The sequence below is a fragment of the Paenibacillus sp. FSL R7-0340 genome (assembly GCF_038002205.1).
Taxonomy (GTDB): Bacteria; Bacillota; Bacilli; order Paenibacillales; family Paenibacillaceae; genus Paenibacillus; species Paenibacillus polymyxa_B.
Window position 1 is genome coordinate 2,508,370 of sequence record NZ_JBBOBY010000001.1, and the last position, 24,748, is coordinate 2,533,117.

The 24,748-nt window shown below is 44.3% G+C and carries 24 protein-coding genes and 1 pseudogene; 19 read left to right on the plus strand and 6 right to left on the minus strand.

Annotation, left to right across the window (positions count from 1 at the left end; genetic code table 11):
* The first annotated feature begins 87 nt into the window (after positions 1-87).
* Together MKX59_RS10985 and MKX59_RS10990 are read left to right on the plus strand one after the other, a co-directional pair.
* Entirely contained in the window at positions 88-978 is an 891-nt protein-coding gene (locus MKX59_RS10985) for a DMT family transporter (protein ID WP_069079999.1), read from the plus strand.
* Between the two features lie 462 nt (positions 979-1,440).
* On the plus strand, positions 1,441-2,145 hold the full coding sequence (locus MKX59_RS10990) for a YitT family protein (RefSeq protein WP_013310869.1): 705 nt from the start codon (positions 1,441-1,443) through the stop codon (positions 2,143-2,145).
* A gap of 66 nt (positions 2,146-2,211) precedes the next feature.
* On the opposite strand, the gene MKX59_RS10995 is transcribed toward MKX59_RS10990, so the two are convergent.
* On the minus strand, positions 2,212-2,661 hold the full coding sequence (locus MKX59_RS10995) for a DUF2188 domain-containing protein (protein WP_071558523.1): 450 nt from the start codon (positions 2,659-2,661) through the stop codon (positions 2,212-2,214).
* Positions 2,662-2,814: 153 nt separating this feature from the next.
* Between MKX59_RS10995 and MKX59_RS11000 the strand changes: the two genes are divergently transcribed.
* The gene (locus MKX59_RS11000; protein WP_069079998.1) at positions 2,815-3,618 is read left to right on the plus strand and encodes a lipid II flippase Amj family protein; all 804 of its coding nucleotides are present in this window, start codon (positions 2,815-2,817) and stop codon (positions 3,616-3,618) included.
* A gap of 105 nt (positions 3,619-3,723) precedes the next feature.
* Here MKX59_RS11000 and msrA read toward each other — a convergent pair whose 3' ends face one another.
* Positions 3,724-4,695, minus strand: a complete 972-nt coding sequence (msrA, locus tag MKX59_RS11005) for a peptide-methionine (S)-S-oxide reductase MsrA (protein ID WP_076159486.1) — start codon at positions 4,693-4,695, stop codon at positions 3,724-3,726.
* Between the two features lie 179 nt (positions 4,696-4,874).
* Positions 4,875-5,492, minus strand: coding sequence for a TVP38/TMEM64 family protein (locus tag MKX59_RS11010; RefSeq protein ID WP_023989286.1), 618 nt, complete (start codon positions 5,490-5,492; stop codon positions 4,875-4,877).
* 351 nt (positions 5,493-5,843) lie between these two features.
* Between MKX59_RS11010 and MKX59_RS11015 the strand changes: the two genes are divergently transcribed.
* The 5 genes from MKX59_RS11015 (at position 5,844) to MKX59_RS11035 (ending at position 10,214) form a co-directional block, all read left to right on the plus strand.
* A complete protein-coding gene (locus MKX59_RS11015) occupies positions 5,844-6,533 on the plus strand; it encodes a TerC family protein (protein ID WP_023989285.1) in 690 nt (229 codons plus the stop codon).
* Between the two features lie 163 nt (positions 6,534-6,696).
* Positions 6,697-7,641, plus strand: a complete 945-nt coding sequence (locus MKX59_RS11020; protein ID WP_076159489.1) for a Gfo/Idh/MocA family protein — start codon at positions 6,697-6,699, stop codon at positions 7,639-7,641.
* A 72-nt stretch (positions 7,642-7,713) separates the two neighbouring features.
* Positions 7,714-8,034 carry a hypothetical protein gene (locus tag MKX59_RS11025; protein WP_023989283.1) on the plus strand — a complete coding sequence of 107 codons (321 nt, stop codon included), beginning with the start codon at positions 7,714-7,716 and terminating at the stop codon, positions 8,032-8,034.
* 96 nt (positions 8,035-8,130) lie between these two features.
* A complete protein-coding gene (locus MKX59_RS11030) occupies positions 8,131-8,409 on the plus strand; it encodes a hypothetical protein (protein ID WP_023989282.1) in 279 nt (92 codons plus the stop codon).
* A gap of 320 nt (positions 8,410-8,729) precedes the next feature.
* Positions 8,730-10,214 (plus strand): alpha-N-arabinofuranosidase, encoded by a 1,485-nt coding sequence (locus MKX59_RS11035; protein ID WP_028540582.1) that lies wholly within the window; start codon positions 8,730-8,732, stop codon positions 10,212-10,214.
* An 84-nt stretch (positions 10,215-10,298) separates the two neighbouring features.
* On the opposite strand, the gene MKX59_RS11040 is transcribed toward MKX59_RS11035, so the two are convergent.
* Positions 10,299-11,117, minus strand: coding sequence for an AraC family transcriptional regulator (locus tag MKX59_RS11040; RefSeq protein WP_023989280.1), 819 nt, complete (start codon positions 11,115-11,117; stop codon positions 10,299-10,301).
* A 166-nt stretch (positions 11,118-11,283) separates the two neighbouring features.
* Between MKX59_RS11040 and MKX59_RS11045 the strand changes: the two are divergent.
* The 7 genes and pseudogenes from MKX59_RS11045 to MKX59_RS11075 all read left to right on the plus strand — a co-directional run.
* Positions 11,284-11,577, plus strand: a pseudogene (locus MKX59_RS11045) (Gfo/Idh/MocA family protein); the annotation flags it as partial.
* A 2-nt stretch (positions 11,578-11,579) separates the two neighbouring features.
* Positions 11,580-11,750: a hypothetical protein gene (locus MKX59_RS11050; protein WP_233903743.1), complete on the plus strand. Its 171-nt coding sequence runs from the start codon at positions 11,580-11,582 to the stop codon at positions 11,748-11,750.
* 18 nt (positions 11,751-11,768) lie between these two features.
* Positions 11,769-12,536 carry a sugar phosphate isomerase/epimerase family protein gene (locus MKX59_RS11055; protein WP_013310856.1) on the plus strand — a complete coding sequence of 256 codons (768 nt, stop codon included), beginning with the start codon at positions 11,769-11,771 and terminating at the stop codon, positions 12,534-12,536.
* A complete protein-coding gene (locus tag MKX59_RS11060) occupies positions 12,529-13,611 on the plus strand; it encodes a Gfo/Idh/MocA family protein (RefSeq protein WP_071558527.1) in 1,083 nt (360 codons plus the stop codon). Before MKX59_RS11055 ends, MKX59_RS11060 begins: the two co-directional genes overlap by 8 nt.
* 77 nt (positions 13,612-13,688) lie before the next feature.
* Complete coding sequence (locus tag MKX59_RS11065) at positions 13,689-14,657, plus strand: sugar phosphate isomerase/epimerase family protein (RefSeq protein ID WP_013310854.1); 969 nt, start codon at positions 13,689-13,691, stop codon at positions 14,655-14,657.
* Positions 14,658-14,677: 20 nt separating this feature from the next.
* Positions 14,678-15,409, plus strand: coding sequence for a ThuA domain-containing protein (locus MKX59_RS11070; protein ID WP_071558528.1), 732 nt, complete (start codon positions 14,678-14,680; stop codon positions 15,407-15,409).
* A 245-nt stretch (positions 15,410-15,654) separates the two neighbouring features.
* Positions 15,655-15,999, plus strand: a complete 345-nt coding sequence (locus tag MKX59_RS11075; protein ID WP_034095058.1) for a winged helix-turn-helix transcriptional regulator — start codon at positions 15,655-15,657, stop codon at positions 15,997-15,999.
* A 125-nt stretch (positions 16,000-16,124) separates the two neighbouring features.
* On the opposite strand, the gene MKX59_RS11080 is transcribed toward MKX59_RS11075, so the two are convergent.
* On the minus strand, positions 16,125-16,424 hold the full coding sequence (locus MKX59_RS11080; protein ID WP_226887755.1) for a hypothetical protein: 300 nt from the start codon (positions 16,422-16,424) through the stop codon (positions 16,125-16,127).
* A 317-nt stretch (positions 16,425-16,741) separates the two neighbouring features.
* On the opposite strand from MKX59_RS11080, the gene MKX59_RS11085 reads away from it, so the two are divergent.
* Positions 16,742-17,509, plus strand: coding sequence for a DODA-type extradiol aromatic ring-opening family dioxygenase (locus MKX59_RS11085; protein ID WP_340858424.1), 768 nt, complete (start codon positions 16,742-16,744; stop codon positions 17,507-17,509).
* Between the two features lie 139 nt (positions 17,510-17,648).
* Here the strand turns inward: MKX59_RS11085 and MKX59_RS11090 are convergent, their stop codons facing one another.
* Entirely contained in the window at positions 17,649-18,365 is a 717-nt protein-coding gene (locus MKX59_RS11090) for a Crp/Fnr family transcriptional regulator (RefSeq protein WP_013310849.1), read from the minus strand.
* Positions 18,366-18,623: 258 nt separating this feature from the next.
* Here MKX59_RS11090 and adhE point away from each other — a divergent pair, with 258 nt between their 5' ends.
* From adhE to pflA, 3 genes are all read left to right on the plus strand, one after another.
* Positions 18,624-21,236, plus strand: coding sequence for a bifunctional acetaldehyde-CoA/alcohol dehydrogenase (adhE, locus tag MKX59_RS11095; RefSeq protein WP_023989274.1), 2,613 nt, complete (start codon positions 18,624-18,626; stop codon positions 21,234-21,236).
* A gap of 328 nt (positions 21,237-21,564) precedes the next feature.
* Complete coding sequence (gene pflB / locus MKX59_RS11100; RefSeq protein ID WP_025722256.1) at positions 21,565-23,826, plus strand: formate C-acetyltransferase; 2,262 nt, start codon at positions 21,565-21,567, stop codon at positions 23,824-23,826.
* 51 nt (positions 23,827-23,877) lie between these two features.
* Entirely contained in the window at positions 23,878-24,636 is a 759-nt protein-coding gene (gene pflA / locus MKX59_RS11105) for a pyruvate formate-lyase-activating protein (RefSeq protein ID WP_013310845.1), read from the plus strand.
* The last annotated feature ends 112 nt before the right edge of the window (positions 24,637-24,748 follow it).

Sequence of the window (24,748 nt, forward strand, 5' to 3'; positions counted from 1 at the left end):
AAAAACTTACATAAAAGGAGAGATCGTTCTGGCTGCGGTCAGCCTTTACTATTTAACTTAAGAAAGTGGAGAAAGAAGGTATACATATTGTCACGTTCGTTATATGCAGCTTTATTATTGTTGAGCCTCATTTGGGGCGGTTCGTTTATGTTTATCAAGGTGTTGTTGCTACATCAAGTAGGGCCGTGGACGATTGTATTTCTCAGATCCAGCTTTGGATTTATTTTTATCGTCTTATTAATGCTACTTATGCGCAGGCCGTTTGAAATCAAAAGCATTCCGTGGAAATCGGTTGTTCTGGTAGCTTTGGTCAACATGGTTTTGCCATGGACACTGATCGGTTTTAGCGAGACCAGAATAGCTAGCAGCATGGCTTCTGTATTGAATGCCACCACGCCAATATGGACCATGTTGGTGGGGCTTGTTTTTTTCGGGGCTATTTTTCATCGAATGCAGTGGTTAGGAATGGGTCTCGCTTTTGTAGGAATCATTATTTTATTGGGTATTAATCCTGCATCTATTATTTCTGTTGATCCTGTGGGTTTTGGATGTATGCTGCTTGCGACTCTCTGCTACGGATTTGGAACACAGCTCTCCAAACGTTTTCTCTCCAATCTTTCCATGTATCAGGCTACTTTTTCGACACTGTTTGGTGCTGCGGTAGGGGGTGGCATTATGATGGCAATTGTGGAGAGACCTGATTTGTCGATTGTTTCTGACCCAGGTGTATTGGGTTCTCTTATAGGACTGGGAGTTTTGGGATCAGGAGTAGCATATATTTTGTTCAACTACATGATTTTGCGGGGGAGTGCGGAATTTGCTTCTTCGGTGACGTATTTTGTACCAGTAAGTGCCATCGTATGGGGCTTTTTGCTCCTGAATGAACATATCGGCTGGAACGTTCTGACCGGGCTGGTCCTTATACTTGGAGGCGTGTTTATGGCCAACCAGCGTAGAACCGCCAAATTAAGTGAATAATAATCTAAACAGAAATAAAATACGCTTTGGTTATTATATTAAATGTGCATTCGCCAAACCTTCGGTATAATGCGTTAATTCGCACATACAATAAAGCATGCTCACACATAAAATAAAATATGGTGCAGCAAAAAAGCAAGCTGTTTAGCAGGTGACAAGGTGTGGTATAATAAATTATAGAATTATATGCACCACAGAAATGTCGGAGTTTTATTCCACAAAAGAAAGGATCAGGATACCATGTGTCCCCGAAGGATACTTCCCCAAAGGACGATTTGGAAACGATTTGATCTGTCTTATACTTAGCTTTTCCGCGGAGTAACGTCAAGTTGCGAAAGCCAACTCTGCGGAAGAGGGGATTGTACATGCGAAGGACCAAGTCCTCCAGGCACATCTTACCCGGTAGCTTCCGTAAGAGTGGGTTCATCCACATCAAACTTACGAGAAACCGAGGGAGCCTGTATGAGGAAAACTTACGAATCTATCGTGAACAATGGAGCATTGAGACAGATTGCTGTCATGTTGCTCGGAACATGCATTTTAGCTTTTACGTACTATCACATTAATGCTCAAAATCATTTGTCAGAAGGCGGCTTTGCAGGCTTGGCCCTGCTGGGACATTACGCATTTGGCATATCTCCAGCATGGAGTATGTTGTTGCTTGATATTCCCGTCATATTGCTGGCATGGGTACTGAAGGGCAGAAGATTTATGCTGCTTGCGTTAATCGGAGCCGTCGCTTTTTCACTGTTTTATGCAGGATTTGAGAAGTATTCGACTCTGGTTATAGATCTACATGGAAATCTGCTGATAGCTGCTCTACTTTGTGGGGTGCTTACAGGTTTGGGAGCCGGAATCGTACTGCGATTCGGTGGAGCAACCGGGGGCGATGATATCTTATCTCTGCTGATCAGTGAGTGGCGCGGGTGGAAAATCGGCAACGTGTTTATTGTCAGTGACATCATCGTACTGGGATTATCATTGTTGTATCTGCCTATGAAGGAAACAATGTTTACAATACTGGCTGTGTGGCTTGCCGGAAAAATAATTACATGGACGACCACGTTCCAACTGCACCGACCTGTGAAAAAGGTACTGCCAGCGGCTATTCCCGCTAAAAAGGTGGTTGCCAAAACAGTGCCGGTCGTCCACAGCCTTCGTCAATAAGGAAAGGGTGTTACGTCAGGAGAGAAATCTTCTTACGTAACACCCTTTCGCTGTATTCAGCTTCTATCAGGAAGGCTTTAAAGTTGAATGAATGCGTCCATTCCGGTCATGAATAATTGCAGAAATCTGTTGGCGTTCTACAAAACTTTGAGCTTCGTCAATCGCCTCATTTTTGTGTTTAAAGGTTGAAATGGGCTGGTTGTGTCCCTCTTCTTTGATTGCCCAGTGATCCTCGTGCGGCACCACATGAATGGGTTCCTTTGCATCGGAAGAAGCGGGATGATGGTTGTGCAGATTTTCGCTTGAATGCTGTTTTTCATGTTTTGTCGGTTTCTCATCTTGCTCGGCTGGATGATTATCGTTCCATTCCTCGGCTTGGGAAGTGGCAATCGCAATCGAGCGCCCTTCTTCATAGCCGTCACGGAGTAGGGCGTTAGCAATATCGACGGCTTTTTCTCGCACACGAGGCTCCAGGTTTTTCATGGATGGAGGGTAATCATGTTTGTTCCAAGGCATAGTTGCACACTCCTTATAACAGATGATGTATTATGTTTATTACCCGTTGTCGGCTTAAACAAACGGAAATCAAAGAAATGAATATATTGTAAAATGTATCTTGAGAAAAAGCGTATAATGGTGTGCAGAATACCAGAAAAAGGAGTGAAGCATTTGCTTGCCTGGGGTTTTGTTTTTTTGCTGACTATCATCATTCATACTACAGATAGCTTGTCCTATGCTCTTCGACTTGGTGGTTTGCGAGCGCGTCGGATTGGATTGGCGTTAACCGTTGCGGGGATGCTGCTGTTGGTTTCACGCACCTCTAACATGGCGCAGGGGCCTTTACTTGGAGGGATGGTCGATCAGGCTAAAGCTGCAACACAAGTGGGCGGAACGGATATTAGACTGGAACTATATATGCATGGGGTACTGCTGGCAGCAACCGTTGGAACCATGCTTGCTATATTACTGTATCCAACAGTGGTACGCATGTCAGCCAGATGGATTGTGCATTTGGAGCATACCGGATCTATTCCGGCTTTGGTGCGTCATTTAATGCTGCGAAGTCGCTGGAAACATGCAGGCTACTACATAAAGCGCCCCACCTGGTCAATGCTTACTTCACTGATTAGTGGAGCGATACCTAAGCGTCTAATTATTCTGAATATAGCTGTCACTGCGATTTATACAACAGGAGTAGTATCTGCTTTATATGCATCATTCCTGTGGCCTGCTCAAGGTACAGCAATGTCAATGTCGTCAGGTCTAATCAATGGCGTCGCAACGGTATTATTAACCTTGTTAATTGATCCAAGATTGGCGGTTCTGTCGGAGAAAACGCTACGAGGGGAGCTACCCTTAACTCGGATGAACAGCATGTACGGCTGGATGATCATCTCGCGCTTGGCAGGTACTTTATTAGCCCAGCTATTGCTAGTACCGCTAGCCATTTGGCTTGGATGGGTAATGAGTTAAATGGCTAGCTTACGTAATGATGTGCTGCCACATCCCAAAAAAGGCTGGCCCGTGATCATCTATTAAAGATAGATCGCGGGTCAGCCCCAATGATTTCATGGCTATTTACTGTTCAAATAATGACTTATATGCTCCGTATCCTTCACGTTCCAAGTCTTCTTGAGGCACAAAGCGGAGCGCGGCGGAATTTATGCAATAACGCAAACCATCTGGACCAGGACCATCATCGAATACATGCCCTAAATGGGAGTCAGCTTCACGACTTCGCACCTCGGTACGGATCATAAAATGGCTGAGATCAGTTTTTTCTTTGACATTGTAGCTGCGCAACGGACGGGTAAAGCTGGGCCAACCGCAACCTGCGTCATATTTGTCCAATGAACTGAACAAAGGCTCTCCTGATACGATATCCACGTAAATGCCTTCACCCTCATGATCCCAAAACTCATTTTGAAAAGGGCGCTCGGTCGCGTTTTTTTGTGTTACTTCGTATTGAATAGGCGTCAGCCGATCTTTAAGATCGGATTTATCAATCTTGCCGGACCAATTTTGCTCGATAAAATCTTCACGTCCCGAACCTTTGCGGTAGCGCTTGTAATGAGCGGGGTTCTTCTTATGATAGTCCTGATGATATTCTTCTGCTTCATAAAAAGTGGCCGCAGGCAGGATCGGTGTAGCAATGGGCTTGTCGAAGCGGCCACTTTGAGCCAAAGCTTCTTTAGACGCTTCTGCCTTGATTCGTTGCTCTTCATTATGATAGAAAATAGCCGTTTGGTAGGATGAACCCCTATCGTGGAATTGTCCACCTTCATCCGTCGGATCAATCTGCTGCCAGAATAGCTCCAACAGTTTTTCATACGGGAAAACTTGTGGGTCAAATGTAATCTGTACGGCTTCCACATGCCCCGTTGTTTCAGAACACACCTCTTCATAGGTAGGATTTTCGGTATGTCCCCCTGTGTATCCAGATCTAACCTTCAAAATACCGGGTAATTCCTCAAAAGGGGAAACCATGCACCAGAAGCAGCCACCTGCAAAAGTTGCTTTTTCTACTGTGTGTGGATTGTTGGTGCTCATATTTGTCACTCCAATCTGAGAATGTTTAATTAGTTGTTATTTAAATAGCTTACAATTAAATTATATACGAGATTTTTGCAAAATCCAACGAAACGTCAGAAACCAAACAGCAGTGTAACTGGCTCTGTCCTCAAAAATCGCAACGAAACATCCTACAGAGACGGTGGCAAACTATCGCATTATATTCTATTGGCGCGTTGAAGCCTTTTTCGGTAGAGTATAAAGCCGCCGCCCACCAGTGCAGTATATAGCACCAAAATGAGCAAACCGGTGATTGGATGTTCTGCAAAGGTGCCGCCTGCATAAGCATACACCGCAATTGCGGGAAGCTTGCCAATAGCTGTACCTAGGATAAAGCTCCAGAACGGAAACCCTGCTACTCCAGCGTATACATTTACCGCTGCCTGGGGGATGACCGGAATCAGGCGAGCCAGCAGCACAGCAGCAAAAGGCTCCCTCTCCATGACCCGATTGAAGCGCTCCAATGCGGGAACCCGCTCCAAATAGGCACGTCCTTTGTCACGGAACAGGGTACGTACGGCACTATAAACGACCAGCGCAGCCAAGGTAGTGCCCAGCCAGCAGATCAGAGCACCTTGCCAGGGGCCTGCGGCATAAGCAATAGAAGCGATAATCAGCTTGTACGGCACAAACGGTATTAACGCGAATAAAAATGCGAGCAGTAGCAGAACTGGAAAGGAGGTTTGCTTGTCCGCCCAGGCGAGCCAATCATATCTGTAGATAAACGCGATGCAAAGCAGCGAAACATAAGCCGCGACGAGTAGCCATTTTTTCATTTACATACCTCTTTCAATATCCCTGTTCGGCTTATCGCTTATACAGAAAAAAATAGGGTTCACATTCCCAATAATGTGTGCTATACTGCCACTAATAGAATAGTTCCCAAAGGGGAGTAGCTCAACGAGTAAAGTCGTCATTACGGGATTTTTAATCCCCGGCTTTATTGGCAACGTAATGTTGTAAGCGAGACCTTTGCCAGGATTTTAGGAATCCGGGTAAATGGTCTTTTTTTGATGCCAAATTTGGGTCAAGCGCCGTTTCCGGATTCCGTGAAATGGCGCTTTTTTAGTATAAAGCGCTGAACTATGTACAGTATAACAAATAAATAAAAAAGGTGGGAGAAACGTATGGATTTTTTGTCAATTGAGTTTTTAACCGCATTAGTATCCATCATTATCATTGATCTGGTGCTAGCTGGTGACAATGCCATCGTAATCGGTTTGGCGGCTCGCAATGTTGATAAGGCCAATCAAAAGAAGGTCATTATTTGGGGGACGGTCGGAGCGGTCATCATTCGTGTGATTGCTACAGTGCTGGTCACGTATTTATTGCAAATTTATGGATTGCGTTTGATTGGGGGACTCGCACTTATCTATATTGCCTATAAGCTGCTGGTCGAAGAGAAAAAACATGAAATTTCAGCTACGAATCAAATGTGGGCAGCGATCCGCACGATTATTATCGCGGATACGATGATGGGCCTCGACAATGTACTTGCTGTTGCGGGAGCAGCTCATGGAAACATGCTGCTTGTTATACTGGGTCTGGCAATCTCCGTTCCAATCATGGTGTGGGGAAGTACGATTATCTTGAAGCTGACTGAACGTTACCCAGTAGTTATTACGATTGGTGCTGCTGTACTGGCTTACACTGCCGCCAAAATGGTGGTGGCGGAACCGCTGATTGCACACTGGTTTATGAACGGGGTCATTAAATACGGCTTTGAGGTTCTGGTTGTGGTTCTGGTTGTAGCCATTGGGATGCGTGTTAAAAAAATTAAAAGTGAAAAAACAAGAAAGCAAGCGCAGCACGCCTAAGCTAACTTACATTAAGTAAACTTAGCTGAAGCTGAACATTCATGCCGTAGAGGCTGTTCTGTTAGGTCCAACTGGACCCGGAGCAGTCTCTTTTCTTTGCTTGTCAGCAGACTTCCATGTAAACTAGACAACAGATGAATGAGTGATTAAAGGTGGGAGCGAAATGGACAAGCAAACGAAGACAAGGGTAGCTATTGCAGGACTGGGTGGTATTGCTCGAAAAGTATACTTACCGTTACTGGCAGCACACCAAGGTGTAGACATTGTAGGTGTCATGAACCGTTCACAGGAGCCGGTGAGTTCCATTATGGAGCAATATAGGTTGCCAAGAGGAACGACTGATGTGAAGGAGATGCTAGCATGGGAACCGGAAGCTGTATTTATACATGCCGCGACCGAAGCTCATTTTGATCTAGTTATGGCGTGTATTGAAAAAGGGATTGCTGTGTATGTGGATAAACCGTTGTCCTATGATGTTCGTCAGAATCTGGAAATGACCGCTTTTGCGGAAGCGCAGGCCGTGCTGCTGGCGGTAGGCTTTAATCGACGTTTTGCCCCGCATTATGTAGCTGCTAAAGCATGGTTAGAGGAAGCAGGTGGATTCAGTCAATGTGCGGCCATTAAACACCGTACTGGATATGATCGAAGACCGGCGGCACAGACGGTTTATGATGATTTAATTCACATGCTTGATTTGCTTTTGTGGTTGGGTGGCGATGATTATGAGCTGCTGCATAGTAGTATGAATACGACGAGTGATGGATATATGGATGCTGCGTTCGGGACCGTACGTTTGGGGAATGCTACCGGAAGCTACAGTATGAGTAGACAGGCAGGGGCTGACATAGAGAAGCTGGAGCTTCACGGGGCAGGACGGTCTGTTGAAGTAATAAATATGGAACAGGCTGTTTTTATGCAAAAAAATCATTCACCACTAACGCAAACATTTGGAAGCTGGGATACGATTTTGGAAAGACGGGGATTCACCGGAGTCGTGAATCATTTTCTGGAGCATATTCATCGTCCGGAGGAGTGTGCTGTACGGGCTGGAAAAGTATTGGAAAGCCATATGCTGGCTGACGAACTGATCAGCCGTTTGAGTGTTTAATATGGAACGTCCGAACGTGATCTTAACAGTCCAGACAGACATCAAGAATTAGGTTGAAGGAGAAATGAATGAATGGAAGAAGATAACCGTGGTAAACAGCTAGAAGAAGCCATCATTGAAAATTATAAGCAAGAAGAAGATATGATGATCCTTGTATTTGCGCAATGGTGTATCAATCACGGGTTGGAGCCAGAGGAATTATATCGTGTAGCGTATCCGCATCAGGATAGTAACGAGCGTCTGCTACGAGTACGCAAGTTGACTGTATCGCGTGAAGAAGCGGGTGATATTCCGCTGGATACGGTATTAGGGGTACTGTCCATGTTCGGAAATGAGGACTTGGCGATGGTCGTATCTGAGGCGGCTGCCAGCCTTTCGTCGGAACGGAAATAGGGCTAGCCAGAATAAACAATATACTGTTATCATTTATGGCATCATGGACTCACTGTATTTACTTAAGACATTGTTGATGGGGAGGGTAAGCTTACGATGGAAGATATACCTATGCCAAGTACCTGTAAAGGCTGTGAAAGAGATATCTCGATATCGGAAGAGCAAATTACCAGAATTCTAACCAACATGAGACCCAAAATGGAATGTGTAAACGATGAAGTGTACGAAGCCAGACTGTTGGCCTGCTCACAATGTGAAGAGTTAATGTCCGGGCATACATGTGGCATCAGCGGAAGTATTGTTCGTGTACGTGCTTTGGCGGCAGCTCAAAATTGTCCCAGTTACCATGGTTCACGCTGGATAGGAACAGCCTAAAAGATACAATGCTCAGGCTCGGCTGAACTTGGATTACGGGTTAAAGTAGTCATACCTTGGTCTGCCCTAATGGCAGGCTTTTTGGTTTGATTGGACCTTTTCTTAACGATTGACAAAAAGTAGGCAATAAAATATATTAAACACGTGAAATGTTTCTATTTAATTATTAATATTTATATTAATATTTTCTAGATGTGATGTTGCGTAAAAATTAAGATCGGAAGAAGATCGGTGGTATGAGTGATATTTAGACCAAAAATGAAAGCGCAAACATTCGTAAGGGTGTTCCAACAATCTTAATATTTTGGGGAGGGTTTGTTGTGAAGGGTTCTATTGTTGTTAATACCGATTGGAAACAAGGCATTATTAATAAAAATATTTATGGACAATTTGCTGAGCATCTTGGACGTTGCATTTATGAAGGCATATGGGTTGGAGAGGACTCACCGATTCCAAACACAAACGGAATTCGAAATGATGTAGTGGAAGCCCTGAAAAAGCTGAACATTCCTGTATTGCGCTGGCCGGGAGGCTGTTTTGCCGATGAATATCATTGGAAAGATGGTATCGGACCAAAAGAAAACCGTAAGAGAATGGTAAATACGCATTGGGGCGGTGTGGTTGAAAATAATCATTTTGGCACACATGAGTTTTTTCAATTGTGCGAACTGTTAGATGCAGAGCCTTATATTTGTGGAAATGTCGGCAGTGGTACAGTTCAGGAAATGTCGGAGTGGGTAGAGTACATGACCTTCGATGGAGAGTCCCCTATGGCTGCATGGCGTCAGGAAAACGGTCGTGAGAAACCATGGAAGCTCAAATATTTTGGAGTGGGTAACGAAAACTGGGGTTGTGGCGGTAACATGCGCCCAGAATATTATGCCGACCTGTATCGCCGCTATCAGACATATGTCCGTAACTATGGCGAGAACCGCATTTATCGGATTGCAGGGGGGGCGAATGTGGATGATTATCGTTGGACCGAAGTGTTAATGCGTGAAGCTGGGCATCTTATGGACGGTTTGAGCCTGCATAACTATACGATCCCGGGAAACTGGGAAGGGAAACGGCAAGCACTCGGCTTTGATGAAGCGGAATGGTTCGAGACGATGAAAAAATCATTGCATATGGATGAATTGATTACTCGTCATTCAGCCATTATGGACCAATATGATCCTGACAAAAGGGTCGGACTGATCGTCGATGAATGGGGAACCTGGTTCCTGACTGAGCCGGGGACCAATCCTGGCTTCCTGTATCAGCAAAACACGATGCGCGATGCGCTGGTAGCTGGGCTGCACCTACACATTTTCCATAATCACCATGACCGAGTACAGATGACGAATATCGCTCAAATGGTCAATGTTTTACAGGCCATGATTCTGACCGAAGGCCCTGCTATGCTGTTGACGCCGACATACCATATATTTGAAATGTTTAAGGTGCATCAGGATGCACAAGCACTGGCTGTTCATGTAAAGGTGGGCGATTATGAATATGATGGGGATTCCATCCCACAAGTAAGCGTGTCCGCCTCCAAGGCGCAGGATGACAATATTCATATTAGCTTTTGCAACGTCCATCCGGGCGAGTCGGCAAACTTGAATTTGGAGCTAAGAGGACTGGAAGAGGTTAAAAAGATCAGCGGTGTTGTTCTTGCCAGCGACGATATGCAGGCACATAATACGTTTGATCAGCCAGAGCGTGTGAAAAAGGAAGCTTTCACATCCTATCAGCTGCAAGGTCAGCATTTGGATGTTACACTGCCACCAATGTCGGTAGTGATGCTGACAATTGCTCCGTAAAAAAGCTGGGTTGTGGTATGTAAGCAGAATTTCATTATTATTGGTTATGACAAAGAGAGCGTTCAGGTGAACGCTCTCTTTTACCTACAGTTGCTCGCGGTGAATCACCCTGAATTCTTTGGGCGACATACCGAAGCGGGAACGAAATACACGATGAAAATACGTGTAATTTGCAAATCCTGACGATTCGGCGGCTTGTTCCAGTGACATGGGACTGAAAATGATTCGTTCTCTCGCCATGTTAAGCCTGATGTCCAGCGTGTACTGCATAATGCTCGTATCGAATGTTTCCTTAAACAGATGTACTGCTCGGGATACGCTGATACCTACGTGTGAAGACACGTCATCTAGCTTGAAGTTAGAGGATGCATTTTCTTCAATATAATTTTTAATCTGATAAGCAAGATAGTTATGATGGGTAGCGATAGGATGATCGGATAGCATACGGTCAAACTCCAAACATAAAATGCGCATATAATAGCTTGATATTTCCGGATAAGGATTAGAAATACGTCGTTGCTCCATCACAAGCTGACGAAATAGGCCAAGCAGGGCTTCTGTGAGCTGAACCTTAATTCTGTTGGGTCGTTTATGATGGTTCCACCACTCATCTACCCAGGAACCACCGAAAAAAATGTGATAATCTCCACTTTCCACGACCAGATCTCCCATGGGATTCAACTCACTATGAATATCCAGTTCATAAGGCTCGGTAGGATTGAATAGCAGTAGATCACCCGCTTCAATCCGTGTCATTTCCCCGTTAATGCGGGCCTGGCAGCGTCCATCTGTTTGCAAACGGAATAAATAATTTTTAATCCCATCAGGCTGGTTCGAATAAAAGGGCTTTCGATGGAAGGAATAGCCTGCGGTAAGAACCTGACAAGGCTCGACGATAGACATGATGATGACTCCTTTGGGCATATGGCTGTTTCAAATATTGACCAGATTGTTCATGTTTTAATCATATTATTCATTTTAAACGAAACAGAAATAGAATACTATGTGAACTGTAAAGCTTACATGTTAGATGAGAAAGTACATGTTGGAGGCCAAGGAGTGTGACGACGTGGAACGAATGAAGGCCGGGATTATCGGATGCGGTACTATTAGCTCGGTATATCTTGAAAATCTCCAAAAGAGCCCACTTATTGAAGTAGTGGCCGTCGCTGATTTACTAGATGAGAGGGCCAAGGAGAGGGCCGATGAATTCAACATTGAAAACGTATACAAGGTGGATGAATTGCTTCGTCAGCCTGAGATTGAGCTTGTATTTAATCTGACCGTGCCTGGCAGCCATGCACTGACAGATGTGGCGATACTAGAGGCAGGCAAGCATGTGTACAGTGAAAAGCCTTTGGCGCATTGAAATTCACGGACCATCGTGCTAATGCTGAGCTGGCCTACCATGTGTTAGAAGCCATGCATGCTTTTCAGCGCTCATCATTGGAAGGCAATCACATTACGATGGAAAGCACGTTCAAGCCGGACGAGGATTTGTATTATGGAACAGATATAATGGAAAATTCATCCTAATTAAAGAGGTGAAGGGTAATGGCTAAAGTAGGATTGCAATTGTACACAGTAAGGGAAGAGCTTGAACAGGATTTTGAAGGTACATTGCGCAAGGTAGCTGAGCTTGGCTATAAAGGGGTAGAATTTCATACCTTTTTCGGACGCAATGCCAAGGATGTCAGAGCGCTTTTGGATGAGCTGAATCTGGAAGTTGTCGGAACTCATATACAATATTCTCGTTTGTTGGATCATTTGGATGAGGAGATTGCATACCACAAAGAATTGGGCAATAAGTACCTAATCGTTCCTTATTTAACCGAAGAACAGCGACAGTGGGATGAAATTTTTGCTAATTTGAATCGTATTGGTGAAAAAGTGAAAGAACAGGGCTTGATACTGGCTTATCATAATCATGATTTTGAATTGACAGAAAAAATCAATGATCGCCCGGTATTCGATGCTTTATATGATGCGGTTTCCGATGATTTGTTACAGGTCGAAATGGATACTTGTTGGGTATACTATGGGGGCTATGATCCAGTGGAATACATCGGACGTTATAATGGACGCCTGCCTATCATTCACTTAAAGGATATGGCACGTGACGAGCAACAAAAAGCAGTGACTGTAGAGCTTGGCAAAGGCGAAGTGCAGCTTCAGGCCATTACAGACGCCGCTATTCAGGCAGGTGTGGATTGGGTCGTCGTGGAACAGGATTTCTGCTCAAACCCTCCAATCGAAAGCATTGAAACCAGCATTAAATGGCTCCAACAATACGCAGCTCAGGGAGGAAATATTCATGTCTAAAACACTCAAAATCGGGATTATTGGTTGTGGAGGCATTGCCAACGGCAAACACTTGCCGAGTCTTGCCAAGCAGAAGCGTGCAGAAATCGTTGCATTCTGTGACATCATTCAGGAGCGCGCTGAAGAGGCAGCAGAAAAGTTTGGAGTTGAAGGGTCGCAAGTTTATAGTGATTACCGTCAGTTGCTAGAAAATAAAGACATTGAAGTCGTACATGTGTGTACACCCAATGACTCGCACTCAGAAATTACCGTAGCGGCGCTTGAGGCAGGTAAGCATGTGCTGTGTGAAAAGCCGATGGCTAAAACTGCTGAGCAAGCACGGGAGATGCTCGATGCAGCCAACCGTACAGGTAAGAAGCTGTCTATTGCGTATCAAAACCGATATCGTGATGACAGTTTGTATCTGAAGCAAATGGTTGAGCAAGGGGAGCTTGGAGACATTTATCTGGGCAAAGCCATTGCTCTACGCCGTCGCGCGGTTCCGACTTGGGGAGTATTCTTGGATGAAGAGAAGCAGGGCGGTGGTCCTCTTATTGATATTGGCACGCATGCACTCGACCTGACACTCTGGCTGATGGATAATTACAAGCCTAAAAGTGTACTAGGTTCAACCTTCCATAAGCTAGGGGATCGTAAAGATGCGGCAAATGCCTTTGGGCCTTGGAATCCTGAGGAATTTAAGGTAGAGGACTCAGCTTTTGGTTTTATTACGATGCAAAATGGAGCTACGATTGTACTGGAATCCAGCTGGGCATTGAACGTCGTAGAGTTTGGCGAAGCGAAGACGCTGTTATGCGGAACCGAAGGCGGAGCCGATATGCAGGATGGATTGCGCATTAACGGGGAAAAGAACAGCCGCTTGTTTGATACGAAAATAGATCTGGATGCAGGCGGCGTTGCCTTTTACTCTGGAGAAACGGAAAATGAAGCAGACCGCGAAGCCCGTCTGTGGATCGAATCTATTCTGGACGACAAAGAACCTCTTGTGAAGCCGGAACAGGCACTGGTTGTTACTGAAATTTTGGAAGCTATCTATGAATCGGCCCGTACCGGGAAAGCTGTCTATTTTGACTAAGCACGTAATTATCCCGAATAGACCATCATTATAATGAAAGCAGCTTTTTTCACATATGATACAGGGAGGGATTTCTTTTGAAACTTGGAGTATTTATGGTGTTGTTTGGCGGACGTTCGCTGGAGGAGGCACTGGATTATGTGGCTTCTCAAGGATTGGATGCTGTAGAAATCGGTACAGGCGGCAACCCAGGAGATAAGCATTGTAAGCCGGATGAGTTGCTGGAGAATGATACAGCGCTCAAAAATTTTAAAAAGGCAGTAGAGTCCCGCGGACTAACGATTAGTGCGCTTAGCTGTCACGGCAATCCTCTTCATCCGCAAAAGCATTTGGCCCAAGCTGATCATGAAACGTTTCTTAAAACCGTTCGATTGGCAGAAAAGCTGGAAGTTCCAGTTGTGAACACTTTCTCTGGCTGTCCGGGTGATCATGAGGATGCGAAATATCCAAACTGGCCTGTGGCTCCGTGGCCTAATGATTTTCAGGAAGTGTTGAAGTGGCAGTGGGAGAATAAAATTATTCCTTACTGGACTGAGACGGGAAAATTTGCAGCAGATCATCATGTTAAAATTGGGCTGGAGCTACACGGAGGCTTCTCCGTTCATACACCAGCGACCTTGCTTCGTTTGCGTGAAGCTGCGGGAGAGGTCATTGGTGCTAATCTGGATCCGAGTCATATGTGGTGGCAGGGAATTGACCCAGTGCAGGCGGTTCAAATTTTGGGTCGAGAGGGAGCCATTCACCATTTTCATGCCAAGGATACGACGATTGATCCGGTCAATGTAAATAAATATGGGCTTACCGATATGCAGGAATATACGAAAATGCTAGATCGCGCTTGGCAGTTCCGTACTGTGGGTTATGGACATGATGTAAAAACCTGGGCAGATATTATCAGTGCTCTGCGTCTGGTGGGATACGATTATGTAGTGAGTATTGAGCATGAAGATGGTCTGATGTCCGTGGAGGAAGGCTTTACTAAGGCTGTCCACAATCTTCGCCAGGTATTGATTGAAGAACCGCTGAGCGAGATGTGGTGGGTCTAACCTAATAGGGGGAAATGTTGATGATTAACGTCACCATTTGGAATGAATTTTTGAACGAAAAGTTGAATGATGAAGCCAAACAGATATATCCTGACGGGATACACAAAGCGTTGGCTGACGGCCTGGCAGGAGAGGGATTTGGCATTCGAACAGCTACTCTGCGTGATGATGCCGAGCATGGTTTGGGAGAAGAGATCCTGAATTCCACAGATGTGCTGCTGTGGTGGGGGCATAAAGCCCACGATCAGGTGAGCGATGAAGTTACTGCGCGTGTTGTAAAGAGAGTGCAAGAAGGAATGGGCTTGATCGTGCTGCACTCGGGCCATTTTTCAAAGCCATTCAAAGCCCTAATGGGCACTAGCTGTGATCTGAAATGGAGGGTGGCAGGTGAACAGGAGATTATTTGGTCGGTGAATCCGTCACATCCTATTGCAGAAGGCATAGACGCCAAAATTTTGTTGAAGCAGGAAGAGATGTATGGCGAGTTCTTTGATATTCCAGCGCCGGATGAATTGGTATTTGTTAGTAACTTTGAAGGCGGCGAAGTATTTAGAACCGGATGTACTTTCCGCCGAGGTAGCGGTAAGATATTCTATTTCCGCCCAGGTCATGAGACCTATCCGACTTATTACCAGCCTGATATTTTGAAAGTTATCGCCAACAGCATTCGTTGGACTTCTCCGACAAATATTAACAAACCAATATATGGAAGAAGTGAACCTGTAAGACCTCTCGGTGGAGTGTTGGTATAATGAAAATCATCACATTTTGATGAGCTGTATAATGAACAGATTGAAAGGCGGAACCTCTAGGGATTCCGCCTTTTTGATTTAACGATTTAGACATATACCTGCTGTGTTGGTTTGTTGTATAATCAGTTTTGGTCATGGCAACTTTATCAGCGCAGGTATTTAATTTAAGAAGAAAGTGTTTTCTTTCGGGATAAAGTATGCTAAAATGATATATACTAACAAAAGGAAAGCTTTATCAAACCGAAATGCAAAAGAAGGTGAAAAATTTGGAGAGTCAACCGCAATGTACAAAAATGTGTCCGCGTTTTGAAACCGCCTTTTCATGTTTGGGTAAGCGTTGGAATGGATTAATTATTCAATCCATGATGAGCGGTCCTAAGCGGTTTAAGGATATTTCCAATCTGATTCCCACAATGAGTGACAAAATGTTATCAGAGCGGATGAAAGATTTGGAAAATGAAGGAATTCTTACACGTCATGTATATCCAGAAACTCCTGTCCGTATTGAATACGAGCTAACAACCAAAGGCCGTGCACTTCAGCCGGTTATGGAACAGATTCAATTTTGGGCTGAGGAATGGATTAGATGAGCACCAAACTAAATAAGCGTTTCTCATAGCAAAACAGCCTTTTCCTAGGAAAAAGGCTGTTTTTTTATTTTGTGTATAGGGCTACTTATCCATTTTACAGAAATGATCTACATAGGCAGCACGGCTTAATAGCCTTTGACGCGCCCTGCAACTGAGAATAATCCTGCTGTTGCACGGCGGGGCACACGGGTTTGAATATCCAGCGCGGCCGAACGGAATGTACCCAAGCAGGAATGGCAAAGTCTTCCTGCATAAATGGGGGAACGGCAGGATTCACAAGGATAATCAAGCTGACTGTATGTGGAGGGAAACTTGCCTGCTCTTACCCAATCTGTGAGCAATTCTATAGGTGTGCCGGTTACGTCACTGAGCTGGCGAGTATGAGTAGAAGGATGCTTCCATAGATAGTTAGAACAGCGGTCCAAGAATATATTTTCTTCCTGAATACAAGAACTACACAGGTTTCTAAGGTTTTGACGAAAAACGGAACCGCATTTTGGGCAATTAGAAGTATGTATTTCCATAGAAACCAGTCCTTTGTATCGAAATATAGTGAAATTTTAAATTTATTAGTTATATATTACTATGACTTTATACCTATATCAATCTTTATTTATGGAATCTCTGATCTTTAAGTGTATGTTGAAATCTGTGTTGACATTACTTTGTTACTTATGTATTATTACTTACATAAAGTTACTTAATGAATAAAATAAACTATTGATGATAAGGGGATCTTTATATGATGCCATCTTTAATTTTGGCCCACGGCTCACCGATGCTTGCTATTGAACAGACGGACTATACTTCATTTTTAGAGCAACTGGGGAAAAGCATTCGCCCTAAAGCGGTTGTTATCATTACTGCTCATTGGGAAGCGCAAACGTTGACGATCAGTTCGATGGATGACGTGTACGATACCATTTATGATTTTGGCGGTTTCCCACCGGAACTGTACATGGTGAAATATCCAGCACATGGTTCTGTGGAACTGGCCAATAAGCTGGAAAAATTATATGAACAAAAGGGCATTGACGTACAAACTGACCGGGTGAGGGGACTGGATCATGGATCCTGGACATTGTTGCATCGTATGTATCCTGAGGCAGACATTCCGGTAGTTCAGATCTCAGTAAATCCATATCTTTCGCCCAAAGCACAATATGCCATTGGTGAAGTGCTGCGTGGACTGGGAGAACAAGATATTCTGGTCATTGGCAGTGGAGTGACTGTTCATAATCTGCGTATCGTCAAATGGGGGGAAACGAAAACAGAACCTTGGGCTATAGATTTTGATGATTGGATTATTGAAAAAGTGCAAAGTAGAGATATAGAGGCTTTGGATCACTATGAAAGCGAAGCACCGTATGCTCGCCAGGCCGTACCAAGAGCAGAGCACTTTGTACCGTTGTTTATTGCAATGGGGAGTGGCAATCCTGCAAACAAAGCCAAGGTCATCCATAGAAGCTATGAGATGGGGAATTTAAGTTATCTATGCTTACAGTTTTAAAAAGTGTGTTGCCAGAAGAAGGACTATTGTTAAAATGCTTCGCAACTGCTTCTGTATAAGTAGAGGAGTGGAAATAAATTAGGGAGTGTTATAAGCTATAATGGCTTATAACACTCCCTTTTACGTAAAAAACGATTTATTATATGCGGCAAATCTCACGAGGGCACAATTCACAATGACATACGCCTTGCAGCATTTCCAAATCCTTGACAACAATCATGCCATTATCATATTCAACTGCATTTTTCTTACGTAGATCACTAAGCATCCGGTTTACGCTTTCCCGAGTCGCACCGATCATATTTGATAAGTCAGTATGAGTAATTTTTTTATGAATCAGGATATGTTCGCCGTGAGGCTCACCATAGGTATTGCATAGACGGATGAGTGTTGAACATAAAGCGCCAGGCTTGCCGTACATCATCAAATCGCGGAACTTAGTCTGAGTAATGCGATGATGCGAACCCATCCATTTCATAAAGTCAATCGCAAAATCACAATGCTGGCAAATAAGTAGCTCCAGATCTGTATGATCGATTACGCCAATATCACTGTCTTCCAGAACCTCAGCAGAAAAGGAATGCTTAGTACCGAAAAATGGATCGGCTTGACCAACAAGATCGCCGCTTTGATACATATATAGAATAAGTTCCTTACCCTCATCCGTTGTTTTGGTTACTTTCACGCGTCCGCGCTTAATATAAAACAGCTTATCCGCTGTATCTCCTTCCCAGAACAGATGCGAGCTTTCTGGCATAACTCGATCTTTCATCATCACTTGCAACCGGTTGAAGCTGGCCTCCGAGAAGCAACAGGTGTTGCCGCGGGCTTCCATTACATTTGTAGGGTTTCTCATCGTCCATTTCCCCTTTGTATCCTATGTTTTTTATCTGCAACTTGATCAATTCAAATTCATTATATACCTGCGCAATGCGTTTTTGGGGCAAGAAGAGGGGGTAAAAGTGGCAGAATTCCAAACTTTGTGATTTAATTCACTTCATAAAATAAAATTTTAAATAGATTGTGAAAAAAATCACAATATATCTTGAAAAGCTGTGTTACGATCAGTGCGTGAACAAGAGATAGTACACGAGATAACAGGAGGATGAGGGAAATGGCTGTTAAAAACGAGGTTATCCAAAAAGAGCAAAGCGCAGAGCAGTATATTCAAACGCTGATTGACCGGGGGAACCGGGCACAGCAAGCTTTCATGAGTATGAATCAGGAACAGATTGACGAAATCGTACAAGCTATGGCACTCGCAGGGATGGATAAACACATGTACCTGGCGAAGTTGGCTGTTGAAGAAACAGGACGCGGTGTGTACGAGGACAAAATCACCAAAAACATGTTTGCAACAGAATATGTCTATCATAGTATCAAAAATGAAAAAACCGTCGGTGTCATTGAAGACAATGATTTTGACAGTTTTCAAAAGATAGCAGAGCCAGTCGGCATTATCATGGGGATCACTCCAGTGACAAACCCGACTTCGACTACGATGTTCAAAGCGTTGATTGCCATTAAAACACGTAACCCAATCATTTTCGGTTTCCATCCATCTGCTCAATCGTGTAGTGCGGAAGCAGCCCGCGTCTTGCTCGAAGCAGCCGTCAAACATGGTGCTCCAGCTGATTGTATTCAATGGATTGAAGCTCCATCGATGGATAAGACAAATTCACTCATGAATCACCCGGATGTGGCTCTGATTCTGGCAACTGGTGGATCAGGCATGGTTAAGGCGGCATATAGCTGCGGTAAACCTGCTCTGGGTGTAGGCCCAGGTAACGTGCCTTGCTTTATTGAAAAAACAGCAGACATCAAGCAGGCCGTGAACGATCTTATCCTCTCTAAATCTTTTGACAACGGTATGATTTGTGCTTCCGAGCAAGCGGTTATTATCGAAGAGCCAATCTTCGAACAAGTGAAAAAATTGATGATCGCTAACGGCTGCTATTTTGTAAATAAAGAAGAAGCAGCTAAGCTCACTCAAGGAGCTATGAATGTCGAGAAATGTGCAGTGAACCCAGCAATCGTCGGGCAGTCTGCTGTGAAAATTGCTGAAATGAGTGGTATCACAGTACCAGCAGGAACTAAAATTTTGGTCGCTGAGATTGAAGGGGTAGGAACAAAATTCCCATTGTCTGCGGAAAAATTGAGTCCTGTATTGGCTTGCTATAAAGTGAAAAATGCGGAACAAGGTATTCAACGCGCTGCTGAAGTCGTGGAATTCGGGGGCATGGGCCACTCGTCCGCTATTCATTCGAACGATGAGGACGTTATCGCTCGCTTCGCAAACCGTCTGCAAACAGGACGTATCATTGTAAATGCACCTTCCACACATGGTGCGATTGGCGACATTTACAACACCAACCTTCCTTCGTTGACACTCGGTTGCGGTTCGTACGGTCGTAACTCGACTTCGTCGAACGTATCGGCAGTCAATTTGATTAATGTGAAAAGGGTGGCGAAACGGACGGTGAATATGCAATGGTTCAAAGTACCTTCCAAAATCTATTTTGAAAAAAATTCGACACAGTATCTTGCTAAAATGCCTGATATCACACGTGTAGCCATTATCACGGACCCTATGATGGTAAAACTGGGATATGTGGATCGTGTTATTCATTATCTGCATCAACGCCAAACACCGGTAGCTATCGAAGTGTTCTCTGAAGTAGAGCCAGATCCATCGACAGTTACGGTAGAACGTGGTACAGAAATGATGAGACGTTTCCAACCGGATTGCATCATCGCACTGGGCGGCGGTTCGCCAATGGATGCGGCTAAAGGCATGTGGATGTTCTATGAATATCCAGATACTGATTTCAATAACTTAAAACAAAAATTCATGGATATCCGTAAACGGATTTACAAGTACCCACGTCTGGGCCAAAAAGCACAATTTGTAGCTATCCCTACAACCTCGGGTACAGGTTCCGAAGTTACATCGTTTGCAGTAATTACGGACAAAAACCTGGGTAACACGAAGTACCCGCTGGCTGACTATGAGTTGACTCCTGATGTGGCAATTATTGACCCAGTGTTTGTATATTCGCTGCCTAAAACAGCTGTAGCGGACACAGGTATGGACGTTCTGACACATGCTATCGAGGCTTACGTGTCCGTAATGGCTAATGATTACACAGATGGTCTGGCAATTAAAGCCATTCAATTGGTATTCCAATACCTAGAACAATCGGCTCTGATCGGTGATAAGCTGGCTCGTGAAAAAATGCATAATGCTTCCACACTTGCTGGTATGGCGTTTGCTAATGCATTCTTGGGTATTAACCACAGTCTTGCACATAAATGGGGTGGACAATACCATACAGCGCATGGCCGCACGAATGCCATTTTGCTGCCGCACGTTATTCGCTATAATGCGAAAAAACCGACAAAATTTGCTTCGTTCCCTAAATATTCGCACTTTGTTGCGGATGAGCGTTATGCAGAAATCGCGCGCATACTGGGACTGCCTGCACGCACCACCGAAGAAGGGGTTAACAGCTTGATCGAAGCAATCCGTAAGATGAACAAAACACTCGGTATCGAGGAATCGTTCCAACAAATCGGTTTCGATGCGAAGGATTTCGAATCACGTGTAGACTATCTGGCTGACCGCGCATTTGAAGATCAATGTACAACTGCGAATCCGAAGTTGCCGCTGGTTACTGAGTTGGCTGATGTCTATCGCAATGCCTTCTACGGACGTTTTGACCAATAATATAATAGGTACGAAGAGGCTTGTGAAAAAGCATTTTCTCGTTCAATACCGATGCAGGCTCTCTATATAGAGGGCCTGTTGGTTTGGGAAGGGAGGTGAACGGCAAGGCTAAGGATATAGGCGTGAAGCTAGGGAAAATAAAGTGATAAAAATCACTCATATTGTGATTTTTATCACATACTACACTCTATCATTATTCTACAATAAGGGTGTAAGAAAGGTCCCGACACTGAGCGTAAGGCATCGGTGAACAGGCCGGGCTCAAGAAATAGCTTTATCGTGAAAAAAATCACAAGTCCGGAAGACCAAACAATTTGGAGGGATTTACATGTCGGTGATTGAGAGAGAATTACAAGAGCAACAATCTGGCTGGAGAGGTTTTAAAAAAGGCAAATGGACTAAAGAAGTCAACGTCAACGATTTTATTGAAACTAATATCTTACCTTATGTTGGCAATGAAGAATTTTTGGTTGGTCCTACCGCCAACACAACTGCATTGTGGGATATTGTATCCGATCTTACCAAAAAAGAGTTGGCAAACGGCGGCGTGCTTGATGTAGACGTGAATACGCCATCCACTATTATTTCACATAAACCGGGTTATCTAGACCGGGATAAAGAGCAAATTGTCGGTGTGCAAACAGATGCTCCATTCAAACGCTCTTTGCAGCCGTTTGGTGGAATTCGGATGATGATCGACGCTTGTAAAGCCTATGGTTTTGAAGTACCAGAAAGTATCATTGATATTTTCACTCATATTCGTAAAACTCACAACCAAGGTGTATTTGACGCTTATACAGATGAAATGAGAGCAGCTCGTAAAGCTGGTATCATTACTGGTCTGCCAGATGCATACGGTCGTGGTCGTATTATCGGTGACTATCGTCGTGTAGCTTTGTATGGTGCAGACTTCTTGATCCAAGATAAAAAGCTGCAACTGAAAAGCCTTGAAGTTGATTCCATGGAAGAAGACGTAATTCGTCTGCGTGAGGAAATTTCCGAACAAATTCGTGCTTTGAATGAACTGAAACAAATGGCTGCTGAGCACGGTTTTGATATTTCAAAACCTGCTAACAATGCGAAAGAAGCTTTCCAATGGGTATATTTTGGATATCTTGCAGCAATCAAAGAACAAAATGGTGCAGCAATGTCCTTAGGACGTGTATCTTCCTTCCTTGATATTTACTCTCAACGTGATATGGAAGAGGGTACAATGACAGAAGAACAAGCTCAAGAACTGGTCGATCATTTTGTTATGAAATTGCGTATTGTTAAGTTCTTGCGCACACCTGACTATAATGAACTATTCAGTGGAGATCCAACTTGGGTTACTGAGTCCATTGGTGGTATGTCCGTAACTGGAGAAACTCGGGTAACTAAAAACAGCTTCCGTTTCCTGCACACCCTCTACAATCTGGGACCTGCACCGGAGCCGAACCTGACTGTACTGTGGTCGGAAAAATTGCCTGAAGGCTTCAAAAAATATTGTGCGAAAGTTTCTATTGAAACTAGCTCCATTCAGTACGAGAATGACGATCTGATGCGTCCGATTTATGGAGACGATTATGGTATTGCTTGTTGTGTATCGGCAATGAAAATCGGTAAACAAATGCAATTCTTTGGTGCTCGTGCCAACTTGGCTAAAGCTCTGCTGTATGCAATTAACGGTGGTAAAGATGAAAAATCTGGCGTCCAAGTAGGGCCTGAATTCCCAGCCATTACAGGTGAAGTTCTGGAATATGAAGAAGTGTTGAGCCGCTTCAAACCTATGATGGAATGGTTGGCAAAACTGTACATGAACACTTTGAATGTTATTCACTACATGCATGATAAATATAGCTACGAACGCATTGAAATGGCGTTGCATGATCGTGATATTCTCCGCACCATGGCTTGTGGTATTGCGGGTCTGTCAGTTGCTACCGACTCCTTGAGTGCCATTAAATTTGCAAAAGTTAAACCAATCCGTAACGAAAAAGGGATTGCTGTTGACTTTGAAATCGAAGGCGAATACCCTTGCTACGGTAACAACGATGACCGTGTAGATAACATCGCTGTGGAACTGGTAGAAAGCTTCATGAGCATGATTCGCAAGCATAAAGCTTATCGTAATGCGGTTCCTACTCAATCTGTACTGACTATTACTTCCAACGTGGTTTACGGTAAGAAAACAGGTACAACACCGGATGGACGTAAAGCAGGCGAACCGTTTGCACCAGGGGCAAACCCAATGCACGGCCGTGATAAAAAAGGTGCTTTGGCATCTCTGAGTTCCGTAGCCAAATTGCCTTATGAACACAGTCTGGATGGTATCTCGAACACCTTCTCCATCGTGCCTAAAGCACTGGGTAAAGAAGAAGAAACACGCAAAACAAACCTTGTTTCGATGATGGATGGCTACTTTGGAAGCCACGCACATCATCTGAATGTCAATGTGTTTGCTCGTGAACAACTGTTGGATGCAATGGAGCACCCAGAAAACTATCCACAGCTGACGATTCGTGTTTCCGGCTATGCCGTTAACTTTATCAAGCTGACTCGTGAACAACAATTGGATGTTATTAACCGTACTTTCCACGGTACAATGTAAATAAGTATTACAATGACGCACGCATAGCGGATGCGGGAAGGATGATGCAACATGTTGAAAGGTCACATACACTCATTGGAAACCTTCGGGACCGTCGATGGTCCCGGCATCCGCTTCGTGCTCTTTATGCAAGGATGCTTGTTGAAATGTCAATATTGCCATAACCCGGACACTTGGGCCTTGAATGAAGGTAATCCGATGACGTTGGAGGAGGTATTGGCTGAGATTGAGCCGTATTTAGCCTATTACCGTTCTTCAGGAGGCGGATTGACCGTATCCGGTGGAGAACCGACGCTGCAAGCTCATTTTGTCGCAGAGCTGTTCAAAGAAGTGAAACGTCGGTGGAATTTGCACACGACACTGGACAGTAACGGCTTTAATGACGCGGGCCGTATCCATGAACTGCTGGACGTAACAGACTTGGTGCTACTGGATATTAAGCATATTGACAATGACAAGCATATTAAGCTTACAGGCAAGTCTAACGACCGTATGTTAAGTACGGCTCGCTGGTTGTCTGAGCAAGGGCGCAAAATGTGGATTAGACACGTATTTGTACCGGGTATTCATGATGACGAGCAAGATTTATTGAATTTGGGACGGTTTATCGGAACGTTGAACGGAGTCGAGAAATTCGAAATTTTACCTTACCATCAAATGGGTGTTTACAAGTGGGAAATGCTCGGTAAGGAGTATCCGTTGGAGGGAGTTCCATCTCCTACAGATGAAGAAGTTCAACGTGCTTACCGACTCATTGAAGAGGGTCGTCTGGAGACTGCAGGAAAGAATGCTGTCTGTCGTCCATCATAATGTAAATGGTTCAAAAGCTATTTCCTAGTAATGAAGCCGCCGCCACATCAGGTCAGATGGGCGGCGGTTTTTTGTTGTTGAATTTTTTGCAGTCACAGGAGAAAGTTCCCTT